The 26,737-nt window shown below is 47.4% G+C and carries 26 protein-coding genes and 3 tRNA genes; 17 read left to right on the top strand and 12 right to left on the bottom strand.

Annotated elements, in window-relative coordinates; translation table 11 throughout:
- Positions 1–29 precede the first annotated feature (29 nt).
- Positions 30–917: a glycosyltransferase family 2 protein gene (locus DCCM_RS12250; protein WP_104372676.1), complete on the bottom strand. Its 888-nt coding sequence runs from the start codon at positions 915–917 to the stop codon at positions 30–32.
- A gap of 228 nt (positions 918–1,145) precedes the next feature.
- Between DCCM_RS12250 and DCCM_RS12245 the strand changes: the two genes are divergently transcribed.
- Together DCCM_RS12245 and DCCM_RS12240 are read left to right on the top strand one after the other, a co-directional pair.
- Positions 1,146–1,222: transfer RNA gene (locus DCCM_RS12245), tRNA-Arg, on the top strand.
- 3 nt (positions 1,223–1,225) lie between these two features.
- A tRNA-Arg gene (locus DCCM_RS12240) sits at positions 1,226–1,302 on the top strand.
- A gap of 41 nt (positions 1,303–1,343) precedes the next feature.
- Here DCCM_RS12240 and DCCM_RS12235 read toward each other — a convergent pair.
- Positions 1,344–2,690 (bottom strand): ABC transporter substrate-binding protein, encoded by a 1,347-nt coding sequence (locus DCCM_RS12235; protein WP_231702762.1) that lies wholly within the window; start codon positions 2,688–2,690, stop codon positions 1,344–1,346.
- Positions 2,691–2,809: 119 nt separating this feature from the next.
- Between DCCM_RS12235 and DCCM_RS18670 the strand changes: the two genes are divergently transcribed.
- The 4 genes from DCCM_RS18670 to DCCM_RS12220 all read left to right on the top strand — a co-directional run bounded on the left by DCCM_RS18670 (position 2,810) and on the right by DCCM_RS12220 (position 4,669).
- Complete coding sequence (locus DCCM_RS18670; RefSeq protein WP_165792137.1) at positions 2,810–2,968, top strand: hypothetical protein; 159 nt, start codon at positions 2,810–2,812, stop codon at positions 2,966–2,968.
- Positions 2,969–3,068: 100 nt separating this feature from the next.
- Positions 3,069–3,707, top strand: coding sequence for a uracil phosphoribosyltransferase (gene upp, locus DCCM_RS12230; protein ID WP_104372674.1), 639 nt, complete (start codon positions 3,069–3,071; stop codon positions 3,705–3,707).
- Positions 3,708–3,846: 139 nt separating this feature from the next.
- On the top strand, positions 3,847–4,314 hold the full coding sequence (gene tadA / locus DCCM_RS12225) for a tRNA adenosine(34) deaminase TadA (RefSeq protein ID WP_112787737.1): 468 nt from the start codon (positions 3,847–3,849) through the stop codon (positions 4,312–4,314).
- A gap of 261 nt (positions 4,315–4,575) precedes the next feature.
- A tRNA-Ser gene (locus DCCM_RS12220) sits at positions 4,576–4,669 on the top strand.
- 143 nt (positions 4,670–4,812) lie between these two features.
- On the opposite strand, the gene DCCM_RS12215 is transcribed toward DCCM_RS12220, so the two are convergent.
- From DCCM_RS12215 to DCCM_RS12205, 3 genes are all read right to left on the bottom strand, one after another.
- Positions 4,813–5,253 (bottom strand): helix-turn-helix domain-containing protein, encoded by a 441-nt coding sequence (locus tag DCCM_RS12215; protein ID WP_104372697.1) that lies wholly within the window; start codon positions 5,251–5,253, stop codon positions 4,813–4,815.
- A 95-nt stretch (positions 5,254–5,348) separates the two neighbouring features.
- Positions 5,349–5,885, bottom strand: a complete 537-nt coding sequence (locus DCCM_RS12210) for a DUF6932 family protein (protein WP_231702761.1) — start codon at positions 5,883–5,885, stop codon at positions 5,349–5,351.
- Positions 5,886–6,041: 156 nt separating this feature from the next.
- The gene (locus tag DCCM_RS12205; RefSeq protein WP_174705161.1) at positions 6,042–6,380 is read right to left on the bottom strand and encodes a hypothetical protein; all 339 of its coding nucleotides are present in this window, start codon (positions 6,378–6,380) and stop codon (positions 6,042–6,044) included.
- Here DCCM_RS12205 and DCCM_RS19020 point away from each other — a divergent pair.
- Both DCCM_RS19020 and DCCM_RS12190 read left to right on the top strand, forming a co-directional pair.
- Entirely contained in the window at positions 6,360–6,920 is a 561-nt protein-coding gene (locus DCCM_RS19020; protein ID WP_207655594.1) for a M48 metallopeptidase family protein, read from the top strand. The two genes, DCCM_RS12205 and DCCM_RS19020, sit on opposite strands and share 21 nt — an antisense overlap.
- Positions 6,877–7,101, top strand: coding sequence for a hypothetical protein (locus tag DCCM_RS12190; RefSeq protein WP_207655593.1), 225 nt, complete (start codon positions 6,877–6,879; stop codon positions 7,099–7,101). The genes DCCM_RS19020 and DCCM_RS12190 overlap by 44 nt, the downstream gene beginning before the upstream one ends.
- A gap of 108 nt (positions 7,102–7,209) precedes the next feature.
- Here DCCM_RS12190 and DCCM_RS12185 read toward each other — a convergent pair whose 3' ends face one another.
- The 3 genes from DCCM_RS12185 to DCCM_RS12175 form a co-directional block, all read right to left on the bottom strand.
- Complete coding sequence (locus tag DCCM_RS12185) at positions 7,210–8,019, bottom strand: SDR family oxidoreductase (RefSeq protein WP_207655592.1); 810 nt, start codon at positions 8,017–8,019, stop codon at positions 7,210–7,212.
- Between the two features lie 142 nt (positions 8,020–8,161).
- The gene (locus DCCM_RS12180; RefSeq protein WP_104372672.1) at positions 8,162–8,827 is read right to left on the bottom strand and encodes an NAD(P)H-binding protein; all 666 of its coding nucleotides are present in this window, start codon (positions 8,825–8,827) and stop codon (positions 8,162–8,164) included.
- A 142-nt stretch (positions 8,828–8,969) separates the two neighbouring features.
- Positions 8,970–9,272: an ArsR/SmtB family transcription factor gene (locus DCCM_RS12175; RefSeq protein WP_104372671.1), complete on the bottom strand. Its 303-nt coding sequence runs from the start codon at positions 9,270–9,272 to the stop codon at positions 8,970–8,972.
- Positions 9,273–9,345: 73 nt separating this feature from the next.
- Between DCCM_RS12175 and DCCM_RS19745 the strand changes: the two genes are divergently transcribed.
- Complete coding sequence (locus DCCM_RS19745; protein WP_373855460.1) at positions 9,346–9,420, top strand: SEC-C metal-binding domain-containing protein; 75 nt, start codon at positions 9,346–9,348, stop codon at positions 9,418–9,420.
- A 311-nt stretch (positions 9,421–9,731) separates the two neighbouring features.
- On the opposite strand, the gene DCCM_RS12165 is transcribed toward DCCM_RS19745, so the two are convergent.
- Complete coding sequence (locus DCCM_RS12165) at positions 9,732–10,220, bottom strand: GNAT family N-acetyltransferase (protein WP_104372670.1); 489 nt, start codon at positions 10,218–10,220, stop codon at positions 9,732–9,734.
- Positions 10,221–10,388: 168 nt separating this feature from the next.
- Between DCCM_RS12165 and DCCM_RS12160 the strand changes: the two genes are divergently transcribed.
- Together DCCM_RS12160 and DCCM_RS12155 are read left to right on the top strand one after the other, a co-directional pair.
- Complete coding sequence (locus DCCM_RS12160; RefSeq protein WP_104372669.1) at positions 10,389–11,822, top strand: aminotransferase-like domain-containing protein; 1,434 nt, start codon at positions 10,389–10,391, stop codon at positions 11,820–11,822.
- A 432-nt stretch (positions 11,823–12,254) separates the two neighbouring features.
- On the top strand, positions 12,255–13,697 hold the full coding sequence (locus tag DCCM_RS12155) for an MATE family efflux transporter (protein WP_104372668.1): 1,443 nt from the start codon (positions 12,255–12,257) through the stop codon (positions 13,695–13,697).
- A 164-nt stretch (positions 13,698–13,861) separates the two neighbouring features.
- Here DCCM_RS12155 and DCCM_RS12150 read toward each other — a convergent pair whose 3' ends face one another.
- Positions 13,862–14,464: a TetR/AcrR family transcriptional regulator gene (locus DCCM_RS12150; RefSeq protein WP_104372667.1), complete on the bottom strand. Its 603-nt coding sequence runs from the start codon at positions 14,462–14,464 to the stop codon at positions 13,862–13,864.
- A gap of 260 nt (positions 14,465–14,724) precedes the next feature.
- On the opposite strand from DCCM_RS12150, the gene DCCM_RS12145 reads away from it, so the two are divergent.
- The 5 genes from DCCM_RS12145 to DCCM_RS12125 all read left to right on the top strand — a co-directional run bounded on the left by DCCM_RS12145 (position 14,725) and on the right by DCCM_RS12125 (position 20,004).
- Positions 14,725–15,651, top strand: coding sequence for an alpha/beta hydrolase (locus DCCM_RS12145; protein ID WP_104372666.1), 927 nt, complete (start codon positions 14,725–14,727; stop codon positions 15,649–15,651).
- A 282-nt stretch (positions 15,652–15,933) separates the two neighbouring features.
- A complete protein-coding gene (locus DCCM_RS12140) occupies positions 15,934–17,853 on the top strand; it encodes an ABC-F family ATP-binding cassette domain-containing protein (RefSeq protein WP_104372694.1) in 1,920 nt (639 codons plus the stop codon).
- Between the two features lie 365 nt (positions 17,854–18,218).
- A complete protein-coding gene (locus tag DCCM_RS12135) occupies positions 18,219–18,551 on the top strand; it encodes a carboxymuconolactone decarboxylase family protein (RefSeq protein ID WP_231702760.1) in 333 nt (110 codons plus the stop codon).
- Between the two features lie 15 nt (positions 18,552–18,566).
- Positions 18,567–18,935, top strand: coding sequence for a hypothetical protein (locus DCCM_RS12130; RefSeq protein WP_104372665.1), 369 nt, complete (start codon positions 18,567–18,569; stop codon positions 18,933–18,935).
- A 16-nt stretch (positions 18,936–18,951) separates the two neighbouring features.
- On the top strand, positions 18,952–20,004 hold the full coding sequence (locus DCCM_RS12125; RefSeq protein ID WP_104372664.1) for a TDT family transporter: 1,053 nt from the start codon (positions 18,952–18,954) through the stop codon (positions 20,002–20,004).
- Between the two features lie 141 nt (positions 20,005–20,145).
- Here DCCM_RS12125 and DCCM_RS12120 read toward each other — a convergent pair whose 3' ends face one another.
- Together DCCM_RS12120 and DCCM_RS12115 are read right to left on the bottom strand one after the other, a co-directional pair.
- On the bottom strand, positions 20,146–21,417 hold the full coding sequence (locus tag DCCM_RS12120) for a hypothetical protein (protein WP_104372663.1): 1,272 nt from the start codon (positions 21,415–21,417) through the stop codon (positions 20,146–20,148).
- 333 nt (positions 21,418–21,750) lie between these two features.
- Complete coding sequence (locus tag DCCM_RS12115) at positions 21,751–23,994, bottom strand: HelD family protein (RefSeq protein ID WP_104372692.1); 2,244 nt, start codon at positions 23,992–23,994, stop codon at positions 21,751–21,753.
- Between the two features lie 379 nt (positions 23,995–24,373).
- On the opposite strand from DCCM_RS12115, the gene DCCM_RS12110 reads away from it, so the two are divergent.
- Entirely contained in the window at positions 24,374–26,443 is a 2,070-nt protein-coding gene (locus DCCM_RS12110) for a DNA topoisomerase III (RefSeq protein ID WP_104372662.1), read from the top strand.
- Positions 26,444–26,737: the final 294 nt, after the last annotated feature.

Below are 26,737 nucleotides of genomic sequence, written 5' to 3'. Positions count from 1 at the left end.
TCAAGGAGGCCGGGGAAAGTTTGACGGCATTAAAAATCAATTCCGAAACGCCTCATAAACCAGTTATCGTCCCTGCTGCGCCTTGACAGATAATCTTTTCGCTGCTCCCATACATTGCTCAGGCATATCGAGGATAAAATTTGTTCAAAGCCGGCATGTTTTTTTAAAATGTTAAAGGCTTTGGCCAGGCGCTCCTCGTTAAGGTGGGAGCAGGCCAGGCGCAGAAAATTATAATGAATGTGTGTCATGGTGACAGGGTAGGGGTGCCTGGGCCGAAAAAGGTGCAGCACCTTCACATCGGGCTCCACGTAGAGATTGTGCCCGAATAACCACATTTTAAAGGATATTTCCTCGTCTTCGTGGCCCCATACCAGGAACCCCCGGTCAAATCCTCCCACCCGGTCAAAGGCTTCCCGGCGGAAGGCCATGCAGCCCCCGGGCAGCAGGGCCACCTGGGTGAGTCTGTTAAACTTTGTGCTCAGCCATTTGCACTCCAGTTGCCCGTTCCAGGTCTGGCCGTAGCCCACGGCGTTGGGATCCGCCATTGAGCCGATGCCCGGTGAAACGCCGTCCACAATGTCGTGGGAAAAATCCGTGGAGAATACCGCCAGCCAGTCCGGCGGGACGGTTATATGGGCGTCGCAAAACACCAGAATATTTCCCCGGGAGTATTCAGCCCCCAGATTTCTGGCGCCGGCGGCGCCCAGACCCGGGGATTTTACCAGTATGACTTTTTCGTAACCTTTATTCCTGTATCGTAAAAAGTCGCAGCAGCCGTCGTTGGAGTTATCGTCAACCACAATTATTTCGTGGTTAATGTCCGGGTTGGCCTGCAGCATGGAGTCCAGCGTCATCTTAACGTTTTGGGTGCCTTCGTTTTTTACCGGTATAATCACCGAAAACATTACTTTTGACAAAAGGGCCACCCCCTCCCCGCTTTTATATCACATTAACATTAATATGCGGGAACGGGGATAGAAGACACGGTTTATTGCGGAAAGCGCGCCTTATCCGGCTGGCGCCTTTATGTTACGGGGCGGGGAGATTACTGGTTAATCTGTCAGATATATATAGCGGATAAGTTCTTGACTTGGGTTATGTATTTTGTTACAATATAATTCGCCGGTGAACGCCGGACATAATACGTGCCTGTAGCTCAGCTGGATAGAGCGTCTGACTACGGATCAGAAGGCCGGGGGTTCGAATCCCTTCAGGCACGCCATATGCGCCCGTAGCTCAGGTGGATAGAGCAGCGGTTTCCTAAACCGCGTGCCGGGAGTTCGAGTCTCTCCGGGCGCACCATGGGAAATAAACCCCCGCAAAATTTTGCGGGGGTTTTCTAATTATGGGTTAATAGTTGTTACATATTGCAGCTGTCCGCTTTTAACCTGCATAATTACACCGGACTTTATGGGATTGCCGTCTTTATCAAAACTAATGCCGCCTGTTACACCCGGGTAATTACCGATGCTTTTTAAGGCCTCCCTAATTTTGACCGGATCATTGGAATTAGCCGTTTCAATGGCTTTCAGCAGCAGTCCGGTGGCATCGTAGCCCAGGGCCGCAATTATATCGGGGTCGGAGCCGTACTTTGCCCTGTATTTTTCAACCCAGGCCTTTACCTCGGGGCGGGGATCGTCGTTGGAATAATGGTTGGTAAAATAGCCTCCCTCCATTGCCGCATAGTCCAAATTCGGGGAATCCCAGCCGTCGCTGCCGACAAACACGGCTTTGACGCCTTTTTCCCGGGCCTGCTTGCCGATCAGGCCAACCTTAATATAATAGTCCGGCAGGTATAGAACATCCGGGTTCTCTTCGGCGATATCAGTCAGCACCGGGCCGAAGTCCGTGTCATTTCCCTCATAGCCGATATAGCCGGTAATTGTTCCGCCCCCGGTGGTAAAGCTTTCTTTAAAGTTTTCGGCCAGCATCAGTGAATAGTCGTTATGTTTATCATACAAAACCGCGGCGGTTTTTTTGTTTAAATTGTCCAGAGAGAATTTTGCCGCCAGTTTGCCCTGGTAGGGATCTTCGAAACAGGCCCTGAAGGCGTACCCGTCAATGCTCCCTTCGGTGACCTTGGGGCTGGTGGCGGTGGGAGTAATCATCGGTATCTTTTCCTGGCCGGCCAGTGTTGCCAGCGGGATTGAACATCTTGAAGTCAGGGAGCCTATCAGGGCATTTACCTTGTCTTCTTTGATCAGCTTTGTGGCCATGCTGACCGCCTCGGTGGGGTCGTTCCGGTCGTCCTGGGTAAAAGCAGTGACGGTATAGTCCCCTATTTTGCTTTTTTCTTCAACGGCCAGAATAAATGCCTTTTCCAGGGACTGCCCGAAGGAGGAAACATCTCCGCTGAGAGGGGCCAATAAACCTATATTTACCGTTTCTTTTGCCGCTGCCTGTGCCGGTGTCGTAATGCCGCCGCCGGGGGTCGACTGGATATAAACGGTTTTGGCTGTATCGTCCCATTTTATGTCCATCCCCAGGGCCTCACCAATGGACCTCAGGGGCACAAGGGTGCGCCCGTCCATAATTATTGCCGGCACATCTCCTTTTAGCTCTTTCCCGTCCACCGAAACCTTTACCACCGGGTAGCCCTTATACTGGCTGCTGCTGTCGGCGTATGCCGGGGCAGTAAGGGCGGTCAGCAGGAAGGTAACCAGTAAAATCATTTTTAAACAACGAAACATTAAAATAAATCGCCTCCTGTGAATTTTTTAATATTATAGTTTCATATGCAAATGAAAGTAAGAAGATATAATGTCAAAATGCGCCGAAAGTGGTTTAGCCAATAATAACATATTTATAATTGTTATTTAACCGGGTAAAAAATAAATATACCGATGGCGCAAGGCATTTTGCGGGTGTTATACCCAAAGAGGATACCCGGCCAGGCACCGGCTTAAAGGAGCTCGACGGCAGGGCAAAAGATATCGAGGCTGATGAAATGCTGGGTGAAGGGGACTAGAAGGGATTTTTTGTACTGTTAAATGCATAGAGGAAAACCGTGGCTTTTGTCGAAGATTACTTGGATCGCGCATTTTTATGTTGTGAACGGGGGTATTGATTTGAGTTTCGTTACAGTGTTAAAACATCCTTTGGCAAGTCATCACATCCGGATTCTCCGTGACCGGGATACGGACATTGAAATGTTCCGCCGGTCCCTGAAGGGTCTGGGTTTATTTTTGGCCGTGGAGGCCACCAGGCAATTACAGGCAGTATCTTCCCCGGTAATTACACCCCTGGATGTGGAGGCTCCGGGAGAAGCGGTAGAATCAGGCAGAGTGCTGCTGGTGCCGGTGTTGAGGGCCGGCCTGGGATTCCTGGACAGTTTTTTGGAATTGCTTCCTGCCGCCAGGGTGGCCCATGTGGGCGTATCCAGGGACCATGAAACCCTGCAGGCCTGCACTTATCTTAGCGTAATACCGCAAAACCCGGAATTGTTTGATACCGTTTTCGTGCTGGACCCCATGCTGGCCACGGGCAACAGCAGCGTAAAAACCCTGGAGATACTTCAGGACGCCGGTTATTCCCAGGAGAAAATTATTTTTGCCTGCGGATTTGCCGTTGAGGAAGGCATAAACCAGATTAAGAGCAAATTCCCCGCCATTGGCATAATTGCCGGCACCATCGACTGGAAGCTCAATGAGGTGGGCTATATAGTTCCCGGACTGGGGGACGCCGGTGACAGGCTGTACCTTATATAACTGTGCAATGTTCTTATGTTAAGCGGATAGCGGTTAAGGCTATATTAACGAATACAGGTTATGTTATCGGCCGGACATGGATTATGGCATACTTGTTTTTAGTCCGGTCCGCGGATCATAGTATAAAGGGGATGTACCGGTGGATCATCCCGATTATATGCGGGAAGCCCTGCTGGAGGCTCAAAAGGCTTACGACCTGGGAGAGGTGCCCATAGGGGCGGTGGTGGTCCGGGAAGGCCAAATTATCGGCCGGGGCCACAACCTCCGGGAAATACTTGCGGACAGTTCGGCTCACGCCGAGATGCTGGCCATGAGGGAAGCGGCCCGCCGCCTGGGTGACTGGCGGCTGAACGAATGCACGCTGTATTCCACCATAGAGCCCTGCCCCATGTGCGCCGGCGCCATGGTCCAGTTCAGAATTAAAACCTTGGTATACGGCGCCGCGGACCCTAAGGCCGGAGCCGTGGACTCCATAATGGACGTGGTCAGAGAGCCCAGGTTCAACCACCGGGTGGAAGTGATCTCCGGTGTGCTGGCGGAGGAATGCGCCGCCATTATTAAAAGATTTTTTCAAGCCCTGAGGCAAAGACATAAAATTGACAAATAATTTATTTCTGAGAATCAACAAAAATTTCCCGGAAGGCGCCCAACGGTCCGGGTTTTTTTATGTTCAAACTCCCTCTTAGGCAGAGTAATATATCAGGTGCAAAAAACGCTGTATTTAAACTGACCCCCGATGAATTGCTAAAAATAACCCGGGGCGATATAGTGACGGTAAAATAGCTATGATAATAACTGACAGCGCCGGTTGTGTTGTCAACCGGCACCGGTGTGTGTTATACTTGTTTTTGCTGGGAAAATGTAAAATGGAGAGATGGCCGAGCTGGTCGAAGGCGCTCGACTCGAAATCGAGTAGGCTGTGATGAGCGGTCTCCAGGGTTCGAATCCCTGTCTCTCCGCCAGATTACATGAAAACCAAGTGGGTTTATCGCCAGTTACAGCGATAACCCACTTGGTATTTTTATAGGTAAAATCTCATGCAGCCAACGGGAGAGCCGACGGTGGTCATTATCCGCTCAAGGAGTTCATAAAACTACATACTTTTTTAACTGGCAAGCTTTTTGGGGAGGGATTCTACTTTGCTAATAAGCTTGATGTCAAGGGCATCTAAAATTCTTTGAGCTTTTTCAATTGTCATTCCATGATACTCATTACGTTCATCTTTTGAAACCTGGGCCTCGGAAACACCCAAACGATTAGCAAGATCAGATTGGGAAATACCAATCGCTATTCTAGCACCAATTAAAATTCTACCCAATCCGGACAAGTTTTCAAGGGCATCAAATTCCCCTTTTTTAATACGCTCATAGTAGGCAACCTCTTCTTTGAGTTGCTGATGAAAGCTAATAGTAGGCTCTACAACCCGTTTTATTTGATCTTCTGTTAATCCCAATTTTTTTAGTTCCTCTTCTTGCGCCTGAATTAATTTCTCATCCTGAAGAAGCCGTTCTTTCATTGCCGAATATTCTTTATCAGTTCGTATCACTATAAACACCCTTTCTTTATATACAAAAATAAATTTCCAAAAAATAAATGCCATATCCTTTGAAACACTGTACCTATTCTGCTTTCCTGTGTTGATCATCTGATGATTTTTATGATCCCCTTAGGTTGAAATGTATCACGAGTTTTCCTGAAAGCTGCGGGGAATTGTTGATTATTCCCATGCTCATCCAATATACCTGAAAAAATACCATCACAATGTGGGTAGAGTTCAACACGGTATTTATGCCACATTGGCAACTGTGCTTTTGTATGACCTTTGTAGGGTTTTCGACTCTTAGGATCCCATGTCCAGATTCCGGGATCAAAAGAGTTCAGTTCTTTATGTAAATCACCAGTTGCAAAGCGCATAAGATCAGTAACGAAGTAGCCATCGATATCGTTGGGGTGCAATTTGTCTTCGACAAATGAACCATTGATAAAAATTTCCGTTATTCCTACCGTCCATAATTGACTGACCACTATTTCCAGCTGGTTTACCAAATACAGACGCCACTTTATATCCCAACCTATGACATCCTCAGGTCCGTTGACGAGTAAGGAACTTCTTAAGTCACTAATGGCCAATGGGTAATCACCCGGAGGCAAAAGCCCATCGCTATTAAATGCCAACATTGTGGGTGCTCCTTTGCTATATTATATTCAGTAGCTCCTGTGTTTATACCTATATATTAATATTAACCAATGGGTTAAGTCAATTTTTTTGGTGCAATTCGTTTCTCCTTTCTCAGGATACTAAAAGGCCCCAACCTCAGTATTTGAGATTGGGGCTTATGCGGTGCCGGCCTGTTCCTCCAGCCACTGTAGGGCTTCATCGTCTGCTGCGTCCGGAGGGCAATATATGTTTATGGCGTATTCGTTGTTCAGCACAATCACCAAGCTGTAGAATTTCTGGCCGTCCCTCTCCATGAGTTCCACCCACTCCGAGGCTGCTCCCAACGGGCCGCCGTCTTCTGAGTTCAAGCCGATTTCTTCCAGGTCACGTACGTTGTCGCCGGGTTCAAGCACCACGATGGGGCCGATGTCCCGCAAGCTGAATTCTTCGATGCTAGCGCCTTCATTGACATTCTCATAAACGGTTGTGAGCTGATGCTCAGTTTCGTCCGGCAAGACTGGCGAAAGCGCTCCGGCTTGCCTCAGCAGGCTAATGTCTTCCATTGTTTTGATAATCCTCATTTTCTACACCTTCAAGTGCTGGCCGGGAAACATTTCCGTGACGAGCGCCTGAGCATGAAAGGCATCCCACCCAAGCTGCGCAGTATTATTGACGCTTATCTTGAATCAAAGGGGATTGAGGTAAAGGTAAAACCCATTTCTATCCTTGACGATGATTTTCAGAAACAGGTTGGTACGCGCAAGCGAACAAAGACCAAGGCTGCAGAAGTTGAGCACGCAATACGCCACCACTATGTTATCATACACGAGCTTGCTCATCTCATCGAAGCAAACCATACGCCCAGGTTCTGGAACATTGTCCGAACACAAGCTCCGACGATAGAGAAGGCAAAGGCTTGGTTAAAGGAGTACGGACAATTGCTAGAACAAGCGATTGAATTTATAGGGGTTGGATTTGGTTTTGGTATGATTAGTGAATGGAGGGTTGTGAATGGCTATTTGGCTCACCCGCGCCGGTTCACACGGGGAATATGAGCAAAAATTTATTCAGGAAAATAGGGTTTATGTGACTTGGGAAGACTTAGACGTAAACTTAGGCAAGCTTAAGCATAGAGCGGATTTGACTGCGGCGATGACCGACTATTACCCAGAGGCAAAGCCCAAAGCGATTCAGAAAATACCTAGAAAGCCCTCCACACGACTCGAAATCGAGTAGGCTGTGATGAGCGGTCTCCAGGGCTCGAATCCCTGTCTCTCCGTTAGAAATAATAACCAACAAGGGATTTTCACGAGGGAAGTGGGAATCCCTTGTTGGTATTTTTATTTATTTTTCCATTGCACTTCTTACCAGCGAAGTATAAACTTTTAGCGGCAACATTGCACGTATAGAAATCATTTCCTTTGAATATCCTGTGGGATACCGTAATTTTGTACTGTTATCCGTAGCTGCTTTATAAATAGTTTTGGCAACTCCATCCGGGCTGGAGCCCTTTTCTCCGTTTTTTAAAATATTTTTTACAACTTTTTGAGAATATGATTCATACTCTTTTATTTCATCATCCTGCATCACAGTCATGGAACGGCCGTAAAAATCGGTTTTGATGACACCGGGTTCAATAATTTTAACACGTATATTAAATGGCCGTAATTCATATTGTAATGATTCAGAAAAACCTTCCACTCCCCATTTGGTGGCATGATATAGAGTTTGCAGCGGGATGGAAATTATTCCTGCGATAGAAGATACATTGATAATGGTACCGGATTTTTGTTTTCTAAAATGAGGGACTATTTCTTTGGTAACTTCGATTAATCCAAATAAATTAGTGTCAATTTGCCGTTTTATCTGTTCATGTGTTGCAGCTTCAAATGGCCCAAGGATATAATATCCGGCATTATTAACCAGAACATCAATATTGCCAAAAGCTTTTATTCCTTCGTTTACAGCAGTTTTAATGCTATTTTGCTCCGTTACATCACACTGTAATATTTTTATGTTTTTTAATTGTACCAATTCTTTTTCCGCCTGGGGATTGCGCATGGTGGCAATAACATTCCATCCCCTTTCCTGAAACAGTTTGGCTGTTTCCTTACCAATTCCCGAAGAAGCACCTGTAATAAACACTGTTTTCATTATAGAACCTCCTTGTATTCACTTTTAAATTTCGACAATTTTACAATTAAAAAAGTTTGCAATATAAGAACACTATCAAAACCGGAAAAACTCCTCAAATGCCAGTGGGCCAACCACCCTGGTTATATCTGAATTCCGCCAGTCACAGGCAAATACTGTTGATGTCATGATTTTCAAGAACCGGTTTTGGAGCTCCCCGCCTGGCGACTTTGATCATCGCACGCCCCACATTTTCTGTTGTTGTGACATGCCTCGGGAAAAACGTCTTCCACGCGGGATAGAGCGGACCCAGCACGGCATACAGCGCCCTGTACAACTTTGTCTTTGATACAATTCCATGCATCGGTTGAATGTATGCGGGGCGGAACATATACGTTGCCCTGAATGGCAAACACAGCAGCGCATTCTCGGTCTTACCCTTCACTCTGGCCCACATGACGCGCCCCCGCCCGGTGTTGTCGGCGCCGGCTCCCGACACGTAGATGAACGTCATGCCGGAGTTAAGTTTAACCAGATTCCGCGCCACTGCCAATGTGATCTCATAGGTCACGCGCTGATAGTCTTGCTCCGTCATACCTGTTGAACTTACCCCAAGGCAGAAAAAGCATGCATCGTAATCCGAAAGAGAGCCTTCGATTGTGGAAAGATCCTGTAGATCCTTATGTACTATCTCACGCAACTTACCATGTTGCAGCCCTGTCGCACTGCGTCCAACCGTCAGAACGGCTTGAACCTCAGAGTCAAGCAAACATTCCCGCAAAACACCCCGGCCGACCATCCCCGTAGCTCCAAAAATAATAACTCTCATGAAGACCCCTCCAAAAATTTGAATTTATTTTTTACTTTATTTGATATTTTTTAAATTTGATAAATATCAAAGTTTAAAATAAAAAATATAATTGCCCATAGCCTTCTAAAAACTGCTTAAGCCGCAATTCGGGAGAATTAGATTATTTAGTGGATTGCCGCAATGTTAACAGCTTAATTATTTCAGCTACCAATTGTTCATTAACCCGGCAGGTTAAAAATTTCCCTCTTTTTTCCGTGATGATTAAATCAGCGTTAGCCAATTCTTTAATATGGTGCGAAATAGTGGGAGCACCAATATTTAAAGAGTCGATGATATCAGTGACGAAACATTCACCGCTCGTTTGAAAATCGGATTCGCGGGCGTCAGCAATTTTTAAATATAATTCTAATCGATTCGGATTGGAAAGAGCCTTAAATATTTTTGCCATTTTCTTAATATCCACATTAGGTGAGCTCCTTGTCAATTATATTACATTTCGATAATTTTCAAATTGATATTAGCCTATTTTAACATTCTTGTCAATAATCTTTCTCTATGATCCTTGCTCCTGTGGCAGTGGCAAGAAATATAAACGCTGCTTCGGCAACTAAATTGGAACCAAAAATAAAGAGGCACAAGGAACCCGAAATCAGGTAGACTGTGATCCGGGTTGGAATCCTGTCTCTCAGCCAGATTGTTTGTAAAGCAAGGGGTTATCGCTTTTTGGAGCGACAACCCCTTGCTTATTTTTTCCGTAATAAATTGTATGAACTCCTAATACAGGCTCCTCAATATATAAATAGTCCAGGGTGCAATGTTTGTTTCATTAAGCCATTGGTACGGCCCGCTTTCTTGGCGTATGCCCGGGCACATTTTGCATCCGCATGGCAGTTAACGGTCGCCATAATATGCCTCCCTTTACTTATAGCGTCAGCTGCATCCAAATGACATCGAAATAAATACCCTTTTTTCGGCCTATGCCGGGAAAGCGTCCGCATTCTTTAAACCCGCGCCTGTGGTGAAAACGGATGCTGTCCTTGTTAATGGAGGATATTTCCGCCAGTATGTTCCGGATACCTGTTGATTTGGCTTCCTCCAGCAGGAACCCGAGCATAAGGGTTCCCAGTCCCCGGCCTGTCATATCGGGTTTGATAAAATAAGTGATTTCGCACGTGCCCCGGAAAGCGGGGATGGGGTTATACGGGCGAAGCAGGGCAAAACCAACAACACTTCCATCCTGATTCTCCGCAACTATCCTGGGATAACCATCGCTCCTTAGAAATATCTCATCGAAGTATGCATAGGGTATTTTTTCCTCCGGGAAGGCAGCAAAGCTTTGCTCAACATAATGATTGAAGATGTCAATAACAGATATACGATCCTCATTATTCATCCGGCGAAGGGTTGCCATTTCTCTCACCTTTCTTTAATAAGGTCGGGGGACACAACTTCTTTGTTAGTGATAGTAACCTTGTTTTTATAAAATAGAAAGGCACAGTTTACAGAAAGTTGACCTGTAACAGTTGTAAAATTACCATTACTGTTTTATATTGTTTGGAATAAGCGGTGGGGAGCTGTGATGGGAATAAAAAAGTATGACCAAATTATGCGCAGAATTGAAGACCTTATCAGTCTGAATACAATAAAAGATGGTGAACGGGTACCCTCTGTCCGCTCCATGGCCAAACAAATGGGGGTTAGTGTAATGACCGTCCTTGAGGGGTACCGCCGGCTGGAAAGCCTGGGGCTTATTGAAAGCCGGCCGCAAAGCGGCTACTATGTTCGTCCCGGGGCTCTGCACGCTTCACCCCCCTTGGCCCGGCCCCCCCGGGTAAGCCGGTCTGATATTGCTCTCAGGACCGAATCGGTACTGATTCCGGAGTCTGTGGAAAGGCTTTTAACCCAAGCGTTAAGAAAGGATGTACTTCCCCTGGGCAGCGGGATGCCCGCGGCGGATTACTATCCCAGTGAAGAGCTGAGTATTTGCCTGGCCCGGGTTGCCCGCTCGGACCCCGAACTGGTAAACCGATATTGCATTGGCGGGGGGCAGGGCGTTTTAGTTGAAAGGATAGCCAGGTGGATGATGGAAGCCGGGTGTGTTACCCCGGAAGAAGAAATTGTTGTGACAGCCGGGGCGACCCAGGCCCTAATGCTGGCTATCAGAGCAGTGACCCGGCCCGGAGATACCGTTGCCGTTGAATCACCCGGATATTACGGTTTTTACTCCCTGTTGCAGTTTTTTAATTTGAAGGCGGTTGAAATCCCGTGTGATCCGCAAAGCGGGCTGGCGGTGGACGCCTTGCAAACCATATTGCGCCAGGGGCTGCGCCCCGCCTGCGTAATACTGTCGCCGGCTTATTCAAATCCCACAGCGGCGGTAATGCCCGACACAAATAAAGAGGAACTGGTTAAACTTTGCTTAGACTATAACCTTCCCATCATCGAGGACGATACATTCGGAGAACTGTCCTATGATACTTACCGGCCGCGTCCTTTAAAGGCGCTGGCCCCGGATACGGTGCTCCATGTGGGGAGCTTTAGTAAAGTGCTGGCCCCGGGATACAGGGTCGCCTGGCTGGCCGGCGGGAGGCACACCCGGGACATACTGCGCTGTCATGCCATGTCCGTGCTTGCCACACCCGTGGTAACCCAGCTGGCACTGGCGTCATACTTAAAGGGCGGAGGGCTGAAGCGGCACCTGCGGCTTCTGCGAAAGAAATACCAGGTAAATGCCGGGCTGCTTCAGGCCAAAATCGCCCTGTGCTTTCCAGCCGGAACCCGGACATGTAATCCCCGGGGCGGTCATTTTTTATGGGTTGAACTGCCTCCGGGGCATGACGCCGTTAAGCTTTCTGTTGCCGCGGCTGAGGAGGGAATATCCATCGCTCCCGGTGTTCTTTTTTCCTCCCGGCAGCACTACAGAAGGAACTTCCGGCTTAATTTTGCCGTCAAATGGAGTGAGGAAGTTGAGAAGGCTATTGAGCGGCTTGGTGAACTTTCTGCGGTGAGATAATAAAAAAAACCCCTGCAAAATACTTTACAGAACTGGAAATCGGGCAGGCTGTGATGAGCGGTCTCCAGGCTTTAAAACCCCTGTCTCTTCGCCGGTAATTGGCGCCAAAGGTAAAGTCCGGCCCTTGCTAATGGGAAAGGCCGGATTTTTTATTTTGCTCAACTTTCCCGGGGAGTGGTTGACAAAAAACAAACAAAAACATAAAATGTTTAAAGTAAAGCAATCAATATGCGGCAATGTTTGTCCTGCTGAGCTGTTTTGGCCTGTTTTGGAATGTTTCTGCTTAAAGAGCTCAAAAACGGATATTGGGGACAAGGGATAAGAAGGGATTGCGGATTTTTAACCGCCCTTGAGAAAATCAAAAAAAGATTAAAGGGAAAAATACATGTGAAAATGTATTGCCCAATTAAATTTTAAAGGACGAAAACAACAATGGATGAAACAATCACCAGCTCTTCTTCTGCCATCAAATCGAAACCGGAAATAATCAGAGAAGACGCTAATTCCCGGCAGCAACATTTTGACAGTCAACCTGTATGGCGCTCCATGCTTATTTTTCTCATACCGCTGATTTTAAGCAACGGGCTGCAGTCGGTGGGCCAGTTGGTGGGCAGCATTGTCGTGGGCAGATGGCTGGGCGTAGCCGCCTTAGCCGCCATTTCAGCCTTCTTTCCGCTATTCTTTTTGATGGTTTCCTTTACCATTGGCATAGGGGCCGGCAGCTCAATACTGATTGGGCAGGCATTCGGCGCGCGTAATGAGGAGAGGATGAAGGCAATCGTCGGGACAACCCTTACCTTTACCTTCCTGCTGGGCCTGGTGCTGGCGTTAATTGGCGGCATATTCACCTGGGACATACTGCGCTTGATTGGAACCCCGGCCAACATTATCGCCGTCAGTGTACACTATGCGCGGATATTGTTCTGGTCCTTGCCGGTCATGTTCTTGTATTTTGCCTACACAACCTTCATGCGCGGCACGGGTGATTCCAAGACCCCATTTTACACTCTTTTCGTGAGCACCGTACTGAACCTGTGCCTGCTGCCCTTTCTGATCTTCGGGTGGCTGGGCCTGCCCAGATTTGGGATATACGGCGCGGCGTACGCATCGGTGTTCTCCACGGTGATTACCTTTATACTGATGCTCATTTATCTCGGCAAAGTCAAACATCCGCTGCAATTTGACGCATCCGTGCGTCAGCATCTCCGGATAGATTTTGGATTGCTGAGGTTGCTGCTGCGCCTGGGCATTCCGTCAAGCATCAGTATGATACTGGTGTCACTTTCTGAAATTGCCGTTATTTCCTTTGTGAACCGGTTCGGCTCCGACGCCACCGCGGCCTATGGCGCTGTAAACCAGGTTGCCAGCTATGTCCAGATGCCGGCCATCAGCCTCGGCATGGCGGTATCGATTTTCGCCTCCCAGTCCATCGGGGCAAACCGGCTTGGCCGGCTCAAAGATGTGATCCGGGCCGGGATTTTGCTCAACTACGTTATCGGCGGATGTTTAATCATACTGGTTTATCTTTTCTCCCGGGATATCCTGTCCTGGTTCATAACCAGCAGGAATACGCTTAATATTGCCCATGGTCTTCTCATGATCACCCTGTGGAGCTATTTGATTTTTGGACATGCGCAGATTATTACCGCCACCATGCGGGCCAGTGGAACCGTGCTGTGGCCAACGGTTTTCGGTATTGTTGCCATCTGGGGCGTGGAGGTTCCGGTGGCCTACCTGCTGTCCCGCTATAGCGGCCTGGGCATCCGGGGCATATGGATCGGGTACCCGGCGGCTTTCATTGTAAGCCTGGTTCTGCAATATTCCTATTATCAGTGGTCATGGAAGAAAAAACGTATTACCCGCCTCATCCAGTAAAATATAAATGTGCCTTGGGTTTGTCAGGGGGTATTCCCCTGACAAACCCGCGTTGGAGACATTCCTCAGGGCCTCTGCCTATGCTTCAAATAGAGGCGCGTCCCTCCGGTTAATTTCCCGGGCCGATGCGGGATAGAGCTGGGGGGCGACATGGTGAAGCCGGCCTATCGCCCGGTCCCGGTTAGCCCCTCCGAAACATAATCTATAATTAAGTCCATAATTTTGGGAAACAAATCAGCGCCTATCCTGTCTTTAATAAGTCGAAGCATCATAACGGCACGCATGACCCCCTCAATTACCTCGGGATCCTGTTCTTTCAGTATGCCGCGCTGAATTAAAGACTGAACGAAAAGTATCCCTTTTTTTGAGTGACCCTGGGAAAAGCCCTCTATGAGATGTTTGGGTAATTTACGGGTTATGCGTTCATGTTCCCCATCCTGCAGCCATTGCTGTAAAAGGGGATTATCGTCGGCCAGCTGAAAGGCCAGGTGAAAGAAGGAGGAGAGCATCTCTTTGGGAGGAAGACTTTCTTTAAAGTGCTCTCCTAACAGCCTGTTTGTAATTTCTTCCTGGTTATTCAAAATGACATAAAAAAGCTCTTCCTTTGAGGAGTAAAATTTATAAAAGGAACCCTTGGCAATCCCGCAGGCCTGAACAAGGTCGTCGATGCTGGTTTTTGAGAGGCCATATTGAATAAAAAGCTCCTTACCTTTCGTTAAAAGGCATTGCCTTATTTGTTCCTTCTCACTTTCAGTAAATTTAGACATCTACGACTCCTTATAATTTATTTGGTGAATATCGATTGACATTTAGTCACCAAGTTTTTATAATATATCATATCAGCCGGATCTAGAAATGTAAACCTTGGGCTGCTTTTAAGAGCGGCTTATTTTTTGACTATTGCATGACTATGAGATCTAATTTAGTCACGAGGTAATTTTCAGGTCATGACCACCGGTGGATCGGAATGGAAAAAAATTATTCAAAAGAGCTGGGAAAACAAAATAATTACCGGGAGGAATAGAGTATGCCGAGTCTGCAAAGCAATCTATTTCGTTTCATATTGAAACACAGCCATTTATTGCACTTTCAGTTGAAAAGGAGAGCGGTCATTGACTTTAATACATCGATACCCCGTTTTCGCCGGGATTGTGAAAAAGCTGCCGGATTATTCGGCAAGATTCCGCCCGGGATTGAAGTGTCGCCTGTGATGATAGACGGCATCAGGGCCGAATGGATTCAGCCCTCCCGGGCGGCGAAAGATAAAGTAATACTTTATACCCATGGCGGCGGATATGTGTCGGGATCATGCCGGGATCACCGGTCAATTGTGGCCAGGGTCGTAAAAGGCAGTGAAGTGGGCGCGCTGCTGTTTGAGTATGGTTTAGCCCCTGAGAATCCTTTTCCCGCCGCTATTGAGGATTCGGTGGCGGTTTACGGCCGGCTGCTGGACCAGGGCATACCAGCTTCGCGGATCATTATTGCTGGAGAATCCGCCGGGGGGGGCTTATGTTTAGCCATGCTGCTTGCCCTCCGGGATCGAGGCGTTCCCCTTCCCGCAGCCGCGGTGGCGCTCTCTCCCTGGACCGATCTTAAATGTACCGGAGAGTCCTACCGGACCAAGAATAAGGTGTCCTTGGCCCCTGCGGAGTCATGGACCGTTTTCAGCAAATATTATGTGGGAGACAACGATCCCTGCTTGCCGTGGATATCCCCTCTTTATGGGGATCTTCACGGGCTTCCGCCCATCCTCATCTATACGGGCGAAGATGATGAACTGCTGGATGACTCAATATTGTTTGCCGAAAAAGCCGCAGCCGCGGATGTGGACGTCACCCTGAAGGTTGGCCGGGGAATGGTTCATTGCTATCCTTTGCTGCCTTCTTTCATACCTGAGGCCCGGCAGGCAATGGAGGAGATTTGCACTTTTATAAAAACACGCATTGGCAAATAAATTACAGGGATGAAACAAAAACAGGTGCAAGGCGGAGGACGTTTCCTTTGACAAACGGGGGATTTTCACTGTAAAAGGTGAGAATCCCCCGCTGCTTTTATGGGCAGAATCAGCTATACAGGCGGAGAGGGCAACCTAAAATATATTTCCGCAATTCAACAGCCGGAAGCGGGATCTCCATGGAAGGAACTGACCGCCCCACCGGCTGCGGATAGAAGGTATTGTCCGGTGCCTTACCGAAACAGAAGAAGAGGAAAGATGTCCATGGGGGAAGGGAGCAATATGAATCTATTAACTGCCGATAATATTTCGAAGAGCTATAGTGAAAAGAAGCTGCTTTATAAAATAAACCTTGGAATAAATGAAGGGGACAAAATAGGGTTAATAGGTGTTAATGGCACGGGCAAGACCACACTGTTAAAAATAATTGCCGGTGTGGAAAAGGCGGACCAGGGAGTGGTGGTTAAAGGAAATTCGGTCAGGATTGAATATCTTCCCCAGAATCCCGATTTTGAGCCTGAAGCCACGGTGCTGGAGCAAGTTTTTAAAGGGAACACCGTTATTATGAACCTGATAAGAGAGTATGAAGAAGCCATCGGCAGCCGGGATGCTTCCAGTGAGAAAATTTCTAAACTTGCCCATGATATGGAAGTAATGAACGCCTGGAATTTGGAAAGTGAAGCAAAAACAATTCTTACAAAATTAGGTATTGGGGATTTTAACGCAAAAATAGCCGGCCTGTCCGGAGGGCAGAAAAAGAGGGTAGCCCTGGCGGCGGCACTGGTGAATCCTTCAGAATTGCTAATTTTGGATGAACCCACAAACCATCTTGATAATAGCGCCATTGATTGGCTGGAACAATATTTAAATAAAAGAAACGGTTCCCTGCTGATGATTACCCACGACAGGTACTTTTTAGACCGGGTGGCAAATCAGATTATAGAGCTGGATAACGGCAGCCTTTTTCTGTACAAAGGCAATTACAGCTATTTTGTGGAGAAAAAAATAGAAAGGGAAGAAATAGAGAGTGCCGGTGAGAGAAAAAGAAAGAGTCTGCTAAGAAAAGAGCTGGCCTGGATTAAAAAGGGCGCTAAAGCCAGAACTACCAAGCAAAAGGCCAGAATAGACCGCTTCCAAAAGTTAAATGAGCAGACCGGCGGAGGAAAGGTTGAAAAGATCCAGATTTCAGCGGCCTCCAGCCGCCTGGGCAAAAAAATAATAGAGCTGGAGCGGATAAACAAATCCTTTGACGGTATCAGGATTATAGATAATTTTGATTTTGAGCTGCTTAGAAATGACAGGATTGGCATAGTGGGGCCAAACGGAAGCGGCAAGACGACCCTTTTAAATATAATATGCGGCAGGGTTGAGCCGGACAGTGGAAGGGTTGAAACGGGAGAAACGGTAAAGATTGGACTTTATTCCCAGGAAATTCCGTATATCGACGGGAGCTTGCGGGTTATAGAATATATAAAAGAAGTGGCGGAATATTTGAAAACGGCGGAAGGACATACACTAAGCGCGTCACAGATGCTGGAGAGATTTTTATTTCCGCCGGCACTGCAGTGGACACCTGTGGAGAAGCTTTCCGGGGGCGAGAAAAGAAGGTTAAACCTGCTTAAAGTACTTATGGAAGCGCCAAATGTACTGCTTCTGGACGAACCCACTAATGACCTGGACATTGAAACACTGACAATTTTGGAAGATTATCTTGAGAGCTTTAAAGGGGCTGTTATTGCCGTTTCTCATGACAGATATTTCCTGGATAGAATGGCTGAAAGAATTTTCTCCTTTGAAGGCAATGGAAAAATAGTGCAGTACCCGGGAAATTATTCAGATTACAAAGAAAACAGCAGCGGGAATTGTCAAGGCGGTTTTAACAAAACACCGGCTAAAGTTGGAGCGGCTGTTGATAAAAAATCCGACGGGCCGGGTAAGGTTGAGCCGGGGAAAAAAAGGGAGAGGCCTTTAAAATTTTCTTTTAATGAACAAAAGGAGTATTCGGAAATAGACGGTATAATTGCCGGGATTGAAGATAAAATCAATCAGACAAATGAGAGGATTAACGAGGCCTATGCCGATTACGTTCTCTTGCAGCAATTAATGGCTGAAAAGGAGGAACTGGAAGGCCAGCTGCAGGAGAAGCTGGAAAGATGGGTTTATCTCAACGAGCTGGCTGAAAAAATATCAAAGGGAAAATAGTTTTTTAAGGTTTGAACATTTGCCGGGAATACCTCGCTGTGAAATGCCGACAGCACCGGACAGGCTATTATCCTTCCCAGGATTACAGCCTGTCTTTTTTATTTCCGGGAGAGTGGCGGCTGCCCGGCCTGCCATTTAATTTTTACCAATCAAAACAGCGGGGAAACCACCTCAAAATATGGTTAACATATTAACAATATGGTGGTAAAATAAGTGCAATGGTTCAAAATAATAACCGGTGCCAACAAAAAACTCTTTCCAAATAACAGGAGGGGGGATGGGCGGTAGGGGAATAAAATTTTAATTGACCCAAAAATAGTTTTTCCTTTGTAAAGGAAAAATGCGCTTGAAAGGATGTGAATCAATTGGAAAAAACCAATACAATGCTGGCGCAAATTGAACAGGGCAAAGAGTTTCTGCAGGGAGCCAGGCCGGAGCTGATGAACAAATTCAACCAATTTCACAATGAGGTTTTTCAAGACGGCACACTTTCCGCCAGGGAAAAGCGGCTGATCGGTCTTGGCATGGCCCTGGCCCTAAAATGCGATTTTTGCATTGCAGTGCATTTAAAGGCTCTGAAAGCGATGGGCGTCAGCCTGGAGGAAGTGCTGGAAGTGTGCGGAGTGGGGATGCTGATGCACGGGGGCCCCGGCATGGCTTACAGCACCCTGACGGTCAAAATGTGGAATGAAATATAAATGGGGGGACTTGACATGATTTGCGCTAAATGCCTGGAAGAAATTCCGGCGGGTGAAGAAATGCAGCTGCATGGCCAGACCCTGTGTGAAGACTGCTTTGTTATCGCCGTCGAGCCGCCGAAAACTTGCGACGTGGCGGCTGTGCACAGCGCCGTCACTCACCGCAAAATGTCCGGCCAAAGCGGTACGGAGGGATTAACCGGGCTGCAGAAAAAAATATATGAGTTCGTGAAGGAAAAGGGCAAGGTGACCCGCCCGGAAATTGCCGCTCATTTTGAATTGAAAGATTGGGAATTTGAGCGAAATTTCACCGTGCTGCGCCACTGTGAGCTCCTGAAGGGCACCAAAGAGGGCAATACCATTTATATTACCATCATGAATTAATCAGGGGCAATTTGGAGTGAATAAAATTTCGCTGATAATCAAAAATTTTGCCCCTTCCTGGTTTGCCAGCGTTATGGGCACGGGCATCGTGGCCATAACCAGTTTTTTTTACTCCCGCCACTGGGCCTGGCTGCAAGATTTATCGGTTGCGCTCCTGGTATTTAACCTTTTGCTATTCGGGGTGCTGTTAGTTCCCTGGCTCCTTAGAATTGTTTGTTACCCGGGGGAATCCGTCAGGAACTTGCGGGAACCGGTGACCGGGCAATTTTACGCCACCATGCCCATTGCCTGCCTGGTGCTGGCCGCCGACCTGCTGATCATCGGTGTTCAACACCTGGATACCGGCCTGGTTGTCCACCTGGCCAAAGGATTCTGGGTAACTGGCGTAGTTCTGGCTTTAGTACTGGCGGTGGCCACCCCCCTGTTGAATTTTGTCAACCGGGAGGTAAAATTGGAACAGGTCAACCCGGCCTGGTTTATGCCGCCGGTAAGTTTAATTGTCATTCCGGTCCCCGGTGCCAGGCTGATATCCTACTGGCCGGACGGCTGGCAGCAGTTGCTGCTGGTTTTTAATTACGTTTCCTGGAGCGGCGGTTTTTTTCTGTTCTTGTTTCTGGAAGCTATTTGCCTGTACCGGTTCTTCTGCCGCCCGCCGCTTCCGGGCCCATTGGCTCCCACCGCCTGGATCAACCTGGGACCTATTGGGGTTGGCACCATTGCCCTTTTTAACCTTGGGGCTGCCAGCGCACCCTTTTGGGGCGGCCAGGTGCTGCCTATGATCAGCCTGCTGGCCCTCCTGCTGTGGGGATTCGGCTTTTGGTGGCTTATCTGCGCCCTTGTTTTAACCATTTATTATATCCGGCAGGGCAGCCTGCCTTTTTCCCTGGCCTGGTGGGCCTTTACTTTTCCCCTGGGGGCTTACACCGCCGCTACTTACTTAATCGCCTCTTACATTAAATTGCCGGCTATTGATCTATATGGCTTTATTTGTTATTTACTGCTGCTGGCCATCTGGTCGGTGGTGATGGTGCGAACCGTCCTGGGATTAATTAAAATGGAGTTTTTTTAAAAAACACTCCCCCGGATAAGGCTCACCGTGGTTAAAAAAATAAGTAGAAAAGTAAATATCACTGAAAGGGTTAAACATATAAAAGCCGGGGATTTCCGCTTAATGGCGGAAATCCCCGGCTTTTATTTTATTTGCAAGGACTTATAATTTTGATTCCGGTAATTTTGATTCCGGCTCTTTTAAAGAATCAAAATTTATACTGTTGTAGGGTGTCAGCCGGGGTACGGTAATCCGTACGGTTGGGTCCGCCTGGGCATTGCTGGTCATTATTAAGGACAGGTTAATAAGCGTGGCATTCTCTTTTTTGTAATTCACCGTGAACCTGGCGTTGGAATCCGAATCGTCCGTTCTGTTTTTAAACTGTCCGGCTATATTCACGCCTATGTTGGTATTGTCGCTCTTGTTCTGCATGGTAAAGCCCGCCGTGTAATTCCCGGTCAAATTGCTCTTGCTGCCTGAAAAATTAATATCCAGGACCATTTTTCCATTGGCGCCGGATTCATCTGCAATGTTGAAAGCGGCGTAGATCTTACTTAATCCTCCGGGCAGCAGGGGGAATTCACAGTGAAGCTTTTCCAGTTTGAAACCGTCCAATTTTTGCTTAATATATTCGGGGCTGTCAGGGTAATTGCCGCCGGCAATGCTGCTCTCTATTCCGGCAAGAATTTGCTTTTTGATTTCACCGGGGTCGACGGACGGGTCAACGGCCACCGCTGTTTCCGCGATAATGTCCGCGAACCTTTCCCTTTCATTTTTTACCTTCTCGGAAATAGCAAACAATAAATCGTAAAACCCGTTGCTGTCAACATCCAGTAAAATTTTCTGCTGGCTTAAGGAAAGGGTAATGTATTTATCCGGCACCGCTTCCAGCAGGAATTCCATCAGGCTGTTAAATTGCTTTACGGCAATCTGCTGGTTGGTCATCTGTTTGGCAAACTGTTCCCAAAATTCTTCCAGCCCGGCTTGTGAGCCGTAAATGTAGCTTATATCCTTGTTCGGAACTTCTTTAAGCAGCAATTCTTTTATAATTGGGGTGGTGGCGGAAATTATATAGGTATTACCGTCTAAATAACCGGCTCCGTTATAGTTTTCGTTGTCAAATTTTACCTTATAATCCGCGGCAATTTTTTTCTCCGGGGCGTTTAATTTATAATCCAAGGCGAGACTTGAATCTTTAAATTTAGGAAGCATGTCGTCCATTGCGAGCAGTGAGCCGTCCAGCGTTTCAATTTGCAATGTTAAAGTGCCCTTGGATTTTTGATATTGTTCGTTGTTATAGGTATAAAGTTCATTGTTTTTTAACTGGTCTATTAGAATCTGTTTGGTCGAAAGGGTAGTTTCAGCGAAGGCCGGCGACAGGGTCAGCAAACACCAGGTCATACAGAGAATTACGGCGATTAGCTTTTTTTTCATGGAAATCCTCCAGTTTTATTATTTCTATATATTATATTATTTAAACAATGCATTTAATTATTCCTGCTCTTGTAACCTCTTTTCTTATGGACCAGGATGACGATATGGCATACAGGATACCAAAACCCTTAATTATCAGCTTATCATTAATGTTCAAATACAGGCGGGTAATTTAGCTCCCGGCCGGTGGAAGGTAAAAAATTGGGCGGCACCCTGGCACCGGCAGTTGTTCAGGATGGCAGGAATTATCATGCGCACAGCCGCGGCGGCCATTTCGGCCATGATTCCATTGGTTTCCGGTGTGTTCCGGGGGCCGGTGGCCGTGGCCGGAGGTCAACCGCCGGCGCCTTCTATAAAAGGGCTTTTTTCACCGGTATAGTAAAGGCAGAGACGGTGGAGCGCCCTGGTGCAGGCCACATACAACAGTTTTTTGTCAAGCCGGCCGGAATAATTCTCCCGGCCGGCATCGTGTACAATCACCGCGTCAAATTCCAGCCCTTTTGCCAGGTAGGAGGGTATTACCAGCGCCCCTTTTTCCACCCTCCCGTCCCGGGCCTGAATCAACTTTGCCGGAATTAATTTTTTTAATCCGGAGTGAACCTTATTGGCCTCCTGCTGGGTTTTGCATATCACCGCCACTGATTCATAGCCCTCTTCCATGAAATCCCTCACGTCAGCGGCAATGGCCCGGTCAATTAATTCTTTTGTTTTTTTCTTTTGTATCACGGGTTCTTTTTCGTGGCGCTCAAAGGGGACGAAGTCCTGGCCCCCGCCCAGCAGCCTTTGGGTGAAATCGTTTATTTCATAAGAGGATCTGTAACCTTTATTTAAAGACAGCTTTATTGTTTTTTGTTTGTTCAGTATTTCCGAAATATCTTCATAAATGGAATTATCCTTCTCCTTTTCGATGGTCTGGTTAATGTCTCCCAGCACCGTGTATTTGGCATCCCCGAACAACAGCTTAAAAACCTCGTAATGCAGGGGATAATAGTCCTGGGCTTCATCGATGACCACCTGTTTGATTTCTGAAAAAGGTTTATAGCCGTCAATTTTTAATTTAAGATACAAAAGGGGCGCCGCGTCCTCGTAACGCAACAGGCCCTTTTGGAGGCTTGCCCCGGTGGAGGAGATTATCCGGTGGATATCTTCCGGAAGCTCCAGTCCCCGGGAGAGCTCAAAAAAAAGTTCCCGCTGCTGGAAAAGTCTTTGGTACAGTTTAAGGTAATCAACCCTTGTGAATTTATGGAGCCGTTTTTGAAACTTTCCGGCTTCCTTAATCGACAACAGCCTGCTGAAGGACTTTACTTCAAATTCGCGCCCGTCGCTTTGGGCAACTATTTTTTCTATTTTCCTAAGCCTCTTTTTCTGTAGGGGGTGAACCTTGTCCAGCAGCATATTCTCAATTCTTTGAAGCTGCCTGGCCATGGGTATGCCGGTTTTGTTGTTTAAAAAACGATTTTTCAACTGCTGCTTCGTTTCCAGAATTACCCCATTATAATATACGTCTTCGAAGGGAATCAGGCGGCGTCCGCAATACGTAAGCAGCCTGTCAAGTATTTCGGCAAAGGTTTTTGACCCTTTAAAAATAATGCCCTGTCTCCTGGCCGCTATTTCGCCGCGGTCCCGGCCGCCTATTACGGCTTCAAGCTGAGCCGCTCTATTTTCCACCGTAAGCCTGTTTTCAAAAGCCTTTGCCGCGATATCGTCAAAGGTGGCCCGCCTCACGTTTTCTTCTCCAAGTTCGGGAAGGACATTGGAAATGTATTTGCTGAAAACCGCGTTGGGGGAAATGATAATGACATTGTGGGAGCCCAAATTTGTTTTCAGTCCGTCATAAAGCAGGTAGGCAACACGGTGCAGGGCGATGGAGGTCTTGCCGCTGCCCGCCACGCCCTGAACAATCAAAAGATCGCTGCCGGTGTCCCTGATAATGAGATCCTGCTCCTTTTGAATGGTTTCCACAATATTTCTCATTTTTGCCGAGGCATTGCGGCTTAAAATTTCCTGAAGTATTTTATCGTTAATCAGGATATTGCAGTCAAAAAAATATACCAGTTCGGAATTCCGGATTTTATACTGCCTTTTTAGCAGCACCTCTCCGGCAATTAATCCGGCAGGGGCGGTATATTCCGCCCTGCCCGGCTCATACCGGTAAAAAATGCTTGAAATGGGCGCCCTCCAGTCATACACCCGGACAGTATTTGTTTCCGAATCCATCACCGTATAGAGGCCCACGTAGATCTTTTCCTCGTTCCGGCAGCCGTCTTCCGTAAAATCAAACCTTCCGAAATACGGAGATTCGATTATTTTCCTGTATCTGTCCACCTGCCTGGAGGTATCCAGGTAGCTTGCCGTTTGGCTGTTGACCTCCAAAAGATACTGGCTCATTTCCACAAGCTTTGTAAAGTCGTTGGAAGAGTGAGCGGTATTCTCCCACATATCCTTTCTTGCTTCAATTAAATTTCTTTTTCTATGGGATAGCTTTCCGGATTCCGTTTCCAGTTCCTTCTGGATAACCTTTAATGTTTTCTCAAGATAAAGCTTTTCTTCCCGGAGATTCTGCCGGTAGTTGTCCACATTGTCACCCCGCATTTTATATAAAACCATTGACATTGCTGTTTTTTTGTGATAATATTATTATAAGTACTGTTAGATAATGCCTTTGTTATGTCCAATAATCTATTATATGCAAAAACAGCACCGGGGTAAAGAGGAATTTTCAGGCAATCAGAGGATTGCCTTTTTGATTTTTATATTCCGGTAATTAAAATTTAGGGATTTTGGTAAGGGAGAAACCTGTGTTTTTTAGTGTCCAGGGCTGCCGGCGGGGCTGACGGGTCCGCTTTGGGAAGGCAAAGAGCTTAAACTGATTTGATGTATAGACTAAATGGCTGCTACAATTATGTTGGTCAGTGAAAAGATATTGACAAAGGGAATGTAATTTGGAGGACTTTTAATGAAATTACTGGTGTTGGCCGAAAAGCCCAGTGTTGCCCGGGAAATAGCCCGGGTGCTCAATTGCGGCGTAAAGGGAAAGGGATATATGGAGGGCCCCGGGTATGTGGTGACCTGGGCCCTGGGGCATCTGGTGACCTTGGCGGAACCGGAGGAATACGACCCCAAATACAAAGAATGGCGGCTGGAAGACCTTCCCATGGTTCCGGAACAAATGAAGCTCAAGGTAATCCGCCAGACTTCCCACCAGTTTCAACTGGTTCGCAACTTAATGAAACGAACGGACATTGGAGAACTGGTCATTGCCACCGACGCCGGGCGGGAGGGCGAGTTGGTGGCCCGCTGGATAATGAAGCTGAGCAACTGGAAAAAGCCCTTTAAGCGGCTGTGGATTTCCTCCCAGACGGACGCGGCCATCCGGGAGGGTTTTTCCAGATTAAAACCGGGAAAGGAATATAACAATCTGTATGATGCCGCGGTTTGCCGGGCTGAGGCGGACTGGCTGATAGGACTTAACGTTACCCGGGCATTAACCTGTAAATTCAACGCCCAGCTTACCGCCGGACGGGTGCAAACCCCTACCCTGGCCATGATTGTGCAGCGGGAGGAAGAAATTAAAAAATTTGTGCCGGTGGATTATTGGACCATCCGGGCGGATTTCGGCGATTATTTCGGAGATTGGCGGGGAAAAGAGGGAAACCGCATCTTTGATTACCCCAGGGCGGAAGAGCTTATTAATAAGTTGAAGGGGCATCCCGGCAAAATAGCCGAACTGCGCCGGGAGAGCAAGAGTGAGCCGGCGCCCCTGGCCTATGACTTGACCGAATTGCAGCGGGACGCCAACAGGCGTTTGGGGTTTTCCGCCCAGAAAACATCGAGTGTATTACAGGATTTGTATGAGCGGCACAAGCTGGTTAGCTATCCCCGTACGGATTCCCGCTATATCTCCGCCGATATTGTGCCCACCCTGCCGGCCAGACTTAAAAGTATAGCCGTGGGTCCATACGCCGGGCCGGCCGGTCAGCTTTTGCAAAAAAAGCTGGCTCCATCAAAACGTTTCGTAGACGACAGCAAGGTGTCCGACCACCATGCCATTATCCCCACGGAACAACCGGTGAAATTGTCGGAGCTGAACCCGGAGGAAAAGAATCTGCACGACCTTATAGTCCGGAGATTCCTGGCAGTGCTTTATCCTCCTTACCGCTATGACCAGATTACATTGGTCACCACTGTAAACGGAGAGAAATTTTATTCCCGGGGCAAAGTGGCCATTGATCCGGGCTGGCGGGCGGTGGCCCGTAATCTTGCCGAGAGGGAAGACGGGAAGGAGGATGCCCTGCCGGAGCAAACCCTCACCAGCCTGAACAGGGGCGAGGAGCGGCAGGTTAAAAGTATAAAGGCCAACAAGGCCAAAACCAAACCCCCGGCCCGGTATAACGAGGCCACATTGCTTTCCGCCATGGAAAGCCCGGGTAAGTTTATAGAAGATGAAGAATTAAGAGAGACCATGAAGGGCAGCGGTTTGGGAACCCCCGCCACCCGGGCGGAAATTATAGAAAAACTGCTTTACACCAACTACATAGAACGCGGCGGCAAAGAATTGGTGCCCACCTCCAAGGGCATACAGCTCATTAATATTGTAACTCCCGAGTTAAAGAGCCCGGAGCTTACCGCCCAGTGGGAGCAGAGCCTGACCAATATTGCCCGGGGCAAAGGAGACAGGGCTGATTTTATCAATGGAATAAGGGAGAAAACAGTGGAGCTGGTACGGAGTGTCGCCTCGGATACCTCTGTTTATAAAGCGGACAATATTACCAGGACCAAATGCCCGGCTTGCGGCAAATATATGCTTCTGGTCAAGGGTAAGCGGGGCAAAATGCTGGTATGCCAGGACCGCAGCTGCGGGCACCGGCAGCCTGAAAAGGAAAACGATTTTGGCTTTGGCAGCTCAAAGCGGGCCAGCAGGGTTAACCAGAAATTAATCGCCAGATACAGTGATAAAACGTCCATCGGCAGCAACCTGGGAGAGCTGTTTAAGGCAGCGCTGGATAAGGAAGGCCGGGATAAATAATTTTGAGCTCGCCTCGCTTGTGATGTTTTGGTGGCGCTTAACATTTTTACAGGCTAATAGGTAAAACCTCCTTTTGGGGTGCATTATGTGATTTTATATTTTTATTTATGGGTAAAGGCTTTTTAAAACTACCCTAAATCCCTTGCAATTAAACAGTTCAAGATTTTGAAATTGCTATATTTTATATATATGAAAATTCTTATATCAGCAAATATTTTCAAAACGTGGCAGTATAAATTTCAATTGTTCAAAAAACTAGCCCTTGATTTTACTGGATTTTCGCCCCAAAAACCG

It is taken from the genome of Desulfocucumis palustris, from assembly GCF_002933875.1.
GTDB lineage: Bacteria > Bacillota > Desulfotomaculia > Desulfotomaculales > Desulfocucumaceae > Desulfocucumis > Desulfocucumis palustris.
This window is presented reverse-complemented; position numbering and strand designations above follow the sequence as displayed.

Coding starts and splice junctions, on each gene's coding strand:
- DCCM_RS12160 (WP_104372669.1), top strand. CDS start 10,389: ATGGGAATAAAAAAGTATGACCAAATTATGCGCAGAATTGAAGACCTT.
- DCCM_RS12120 (WP_104372663.1), bottom strand. CDS start 21,417: ATGAAAAAAAAGCTAATCGCCGTAATTCTCTGTATGACCTGGTGTTTG.
- DCCM_RS12235 (WP_231702762.1), bottom strand. CDS start 2,690: ATGTTTCGTTGTTTAAAAATGATTTTACTGGTTACCTTCCTGCTGACC.
- DCCM_RS19020 (WP_207655594.1), top strand. CDS start 6,360: ATGCTCAGTTTCGTCCGGCAAGACTGGCGAAAGCGCTCCGGCTTGCCT.
- DCCM_RS12190 (WP_207655593.1), top strand. CDS start 6,877: ATGGCTATTTGGCTCACCCGCGCCGGTTCACACGGGGAATATGAGCAA.
- DCCM_RS12140 (WP_104372694.1), top strand. CDS start 15,934: ATGAATCTATTAACTGCCGATAATATTTCGAAGAGCTATAGTGAAAAG.
- DCCM_RS12155 (WP_104372668.1), top strand. CDS start 12,255: ATGGATGAAACAATCACCAGCTCTTCTTCTGCCATCAAATCGAAACCG.
- DCCM_RS12165 (WP_104372670.1), bottom strand. CDS start 10,220: ATGGCAACCCTTCGCCGGATGAATAATGAGGATCGTATATCTGTTATT.
- DCCM_RS12130 (WP_104372665.1), top strand. CDS start 18,567: ATGATTTGCGCTAAATGCCTGGAAGAAATTCCGGCGGGTGAAGAAATG.
- DCCM_RS12185 (WP_207655592.1), bottom strand. CDS start 8,019: ATGAAAACAGTGTTTATTACAGGTGCTTCTTCGGGAATTGGTAAGGAA.
- DCCM_RS12110 (WP_104372662.1), top strand. CDS start 24,374: ATGAAATTACTGGTGTTGGCCGAAAAGCCCAGTGTTGCCCGGGAAATA.
- DCCM_RS12150 (WP_104372667.1), bottom strand. CDS start 14,464: ATGTCTAAATTTACTGAAAGTGAGAAGGAACAAATAAGGCAATGCCTT.
- DCCM_RS12145 (WP_104372666.1), top strand. CDS start 14,725: ATGCCGAGTCTGCAAAGCAATCTATTTCGTTTCATATTGAAACACAGC.
- DCCM_RS12180 (WP_104372672.1), bottom strand. CDS start 8,827: ATGAGAGTTATTATTTTTGGAGCTACGGGGATGGTCGGCCGGGGTGTT.
- DCCM_RS12210 (WP_231702761.1), bottom strand. CDS start 5,885: ATGTTGGCATTTAATAGCGATGGGCTTTTGCCTCCGGGTGATTACCCA.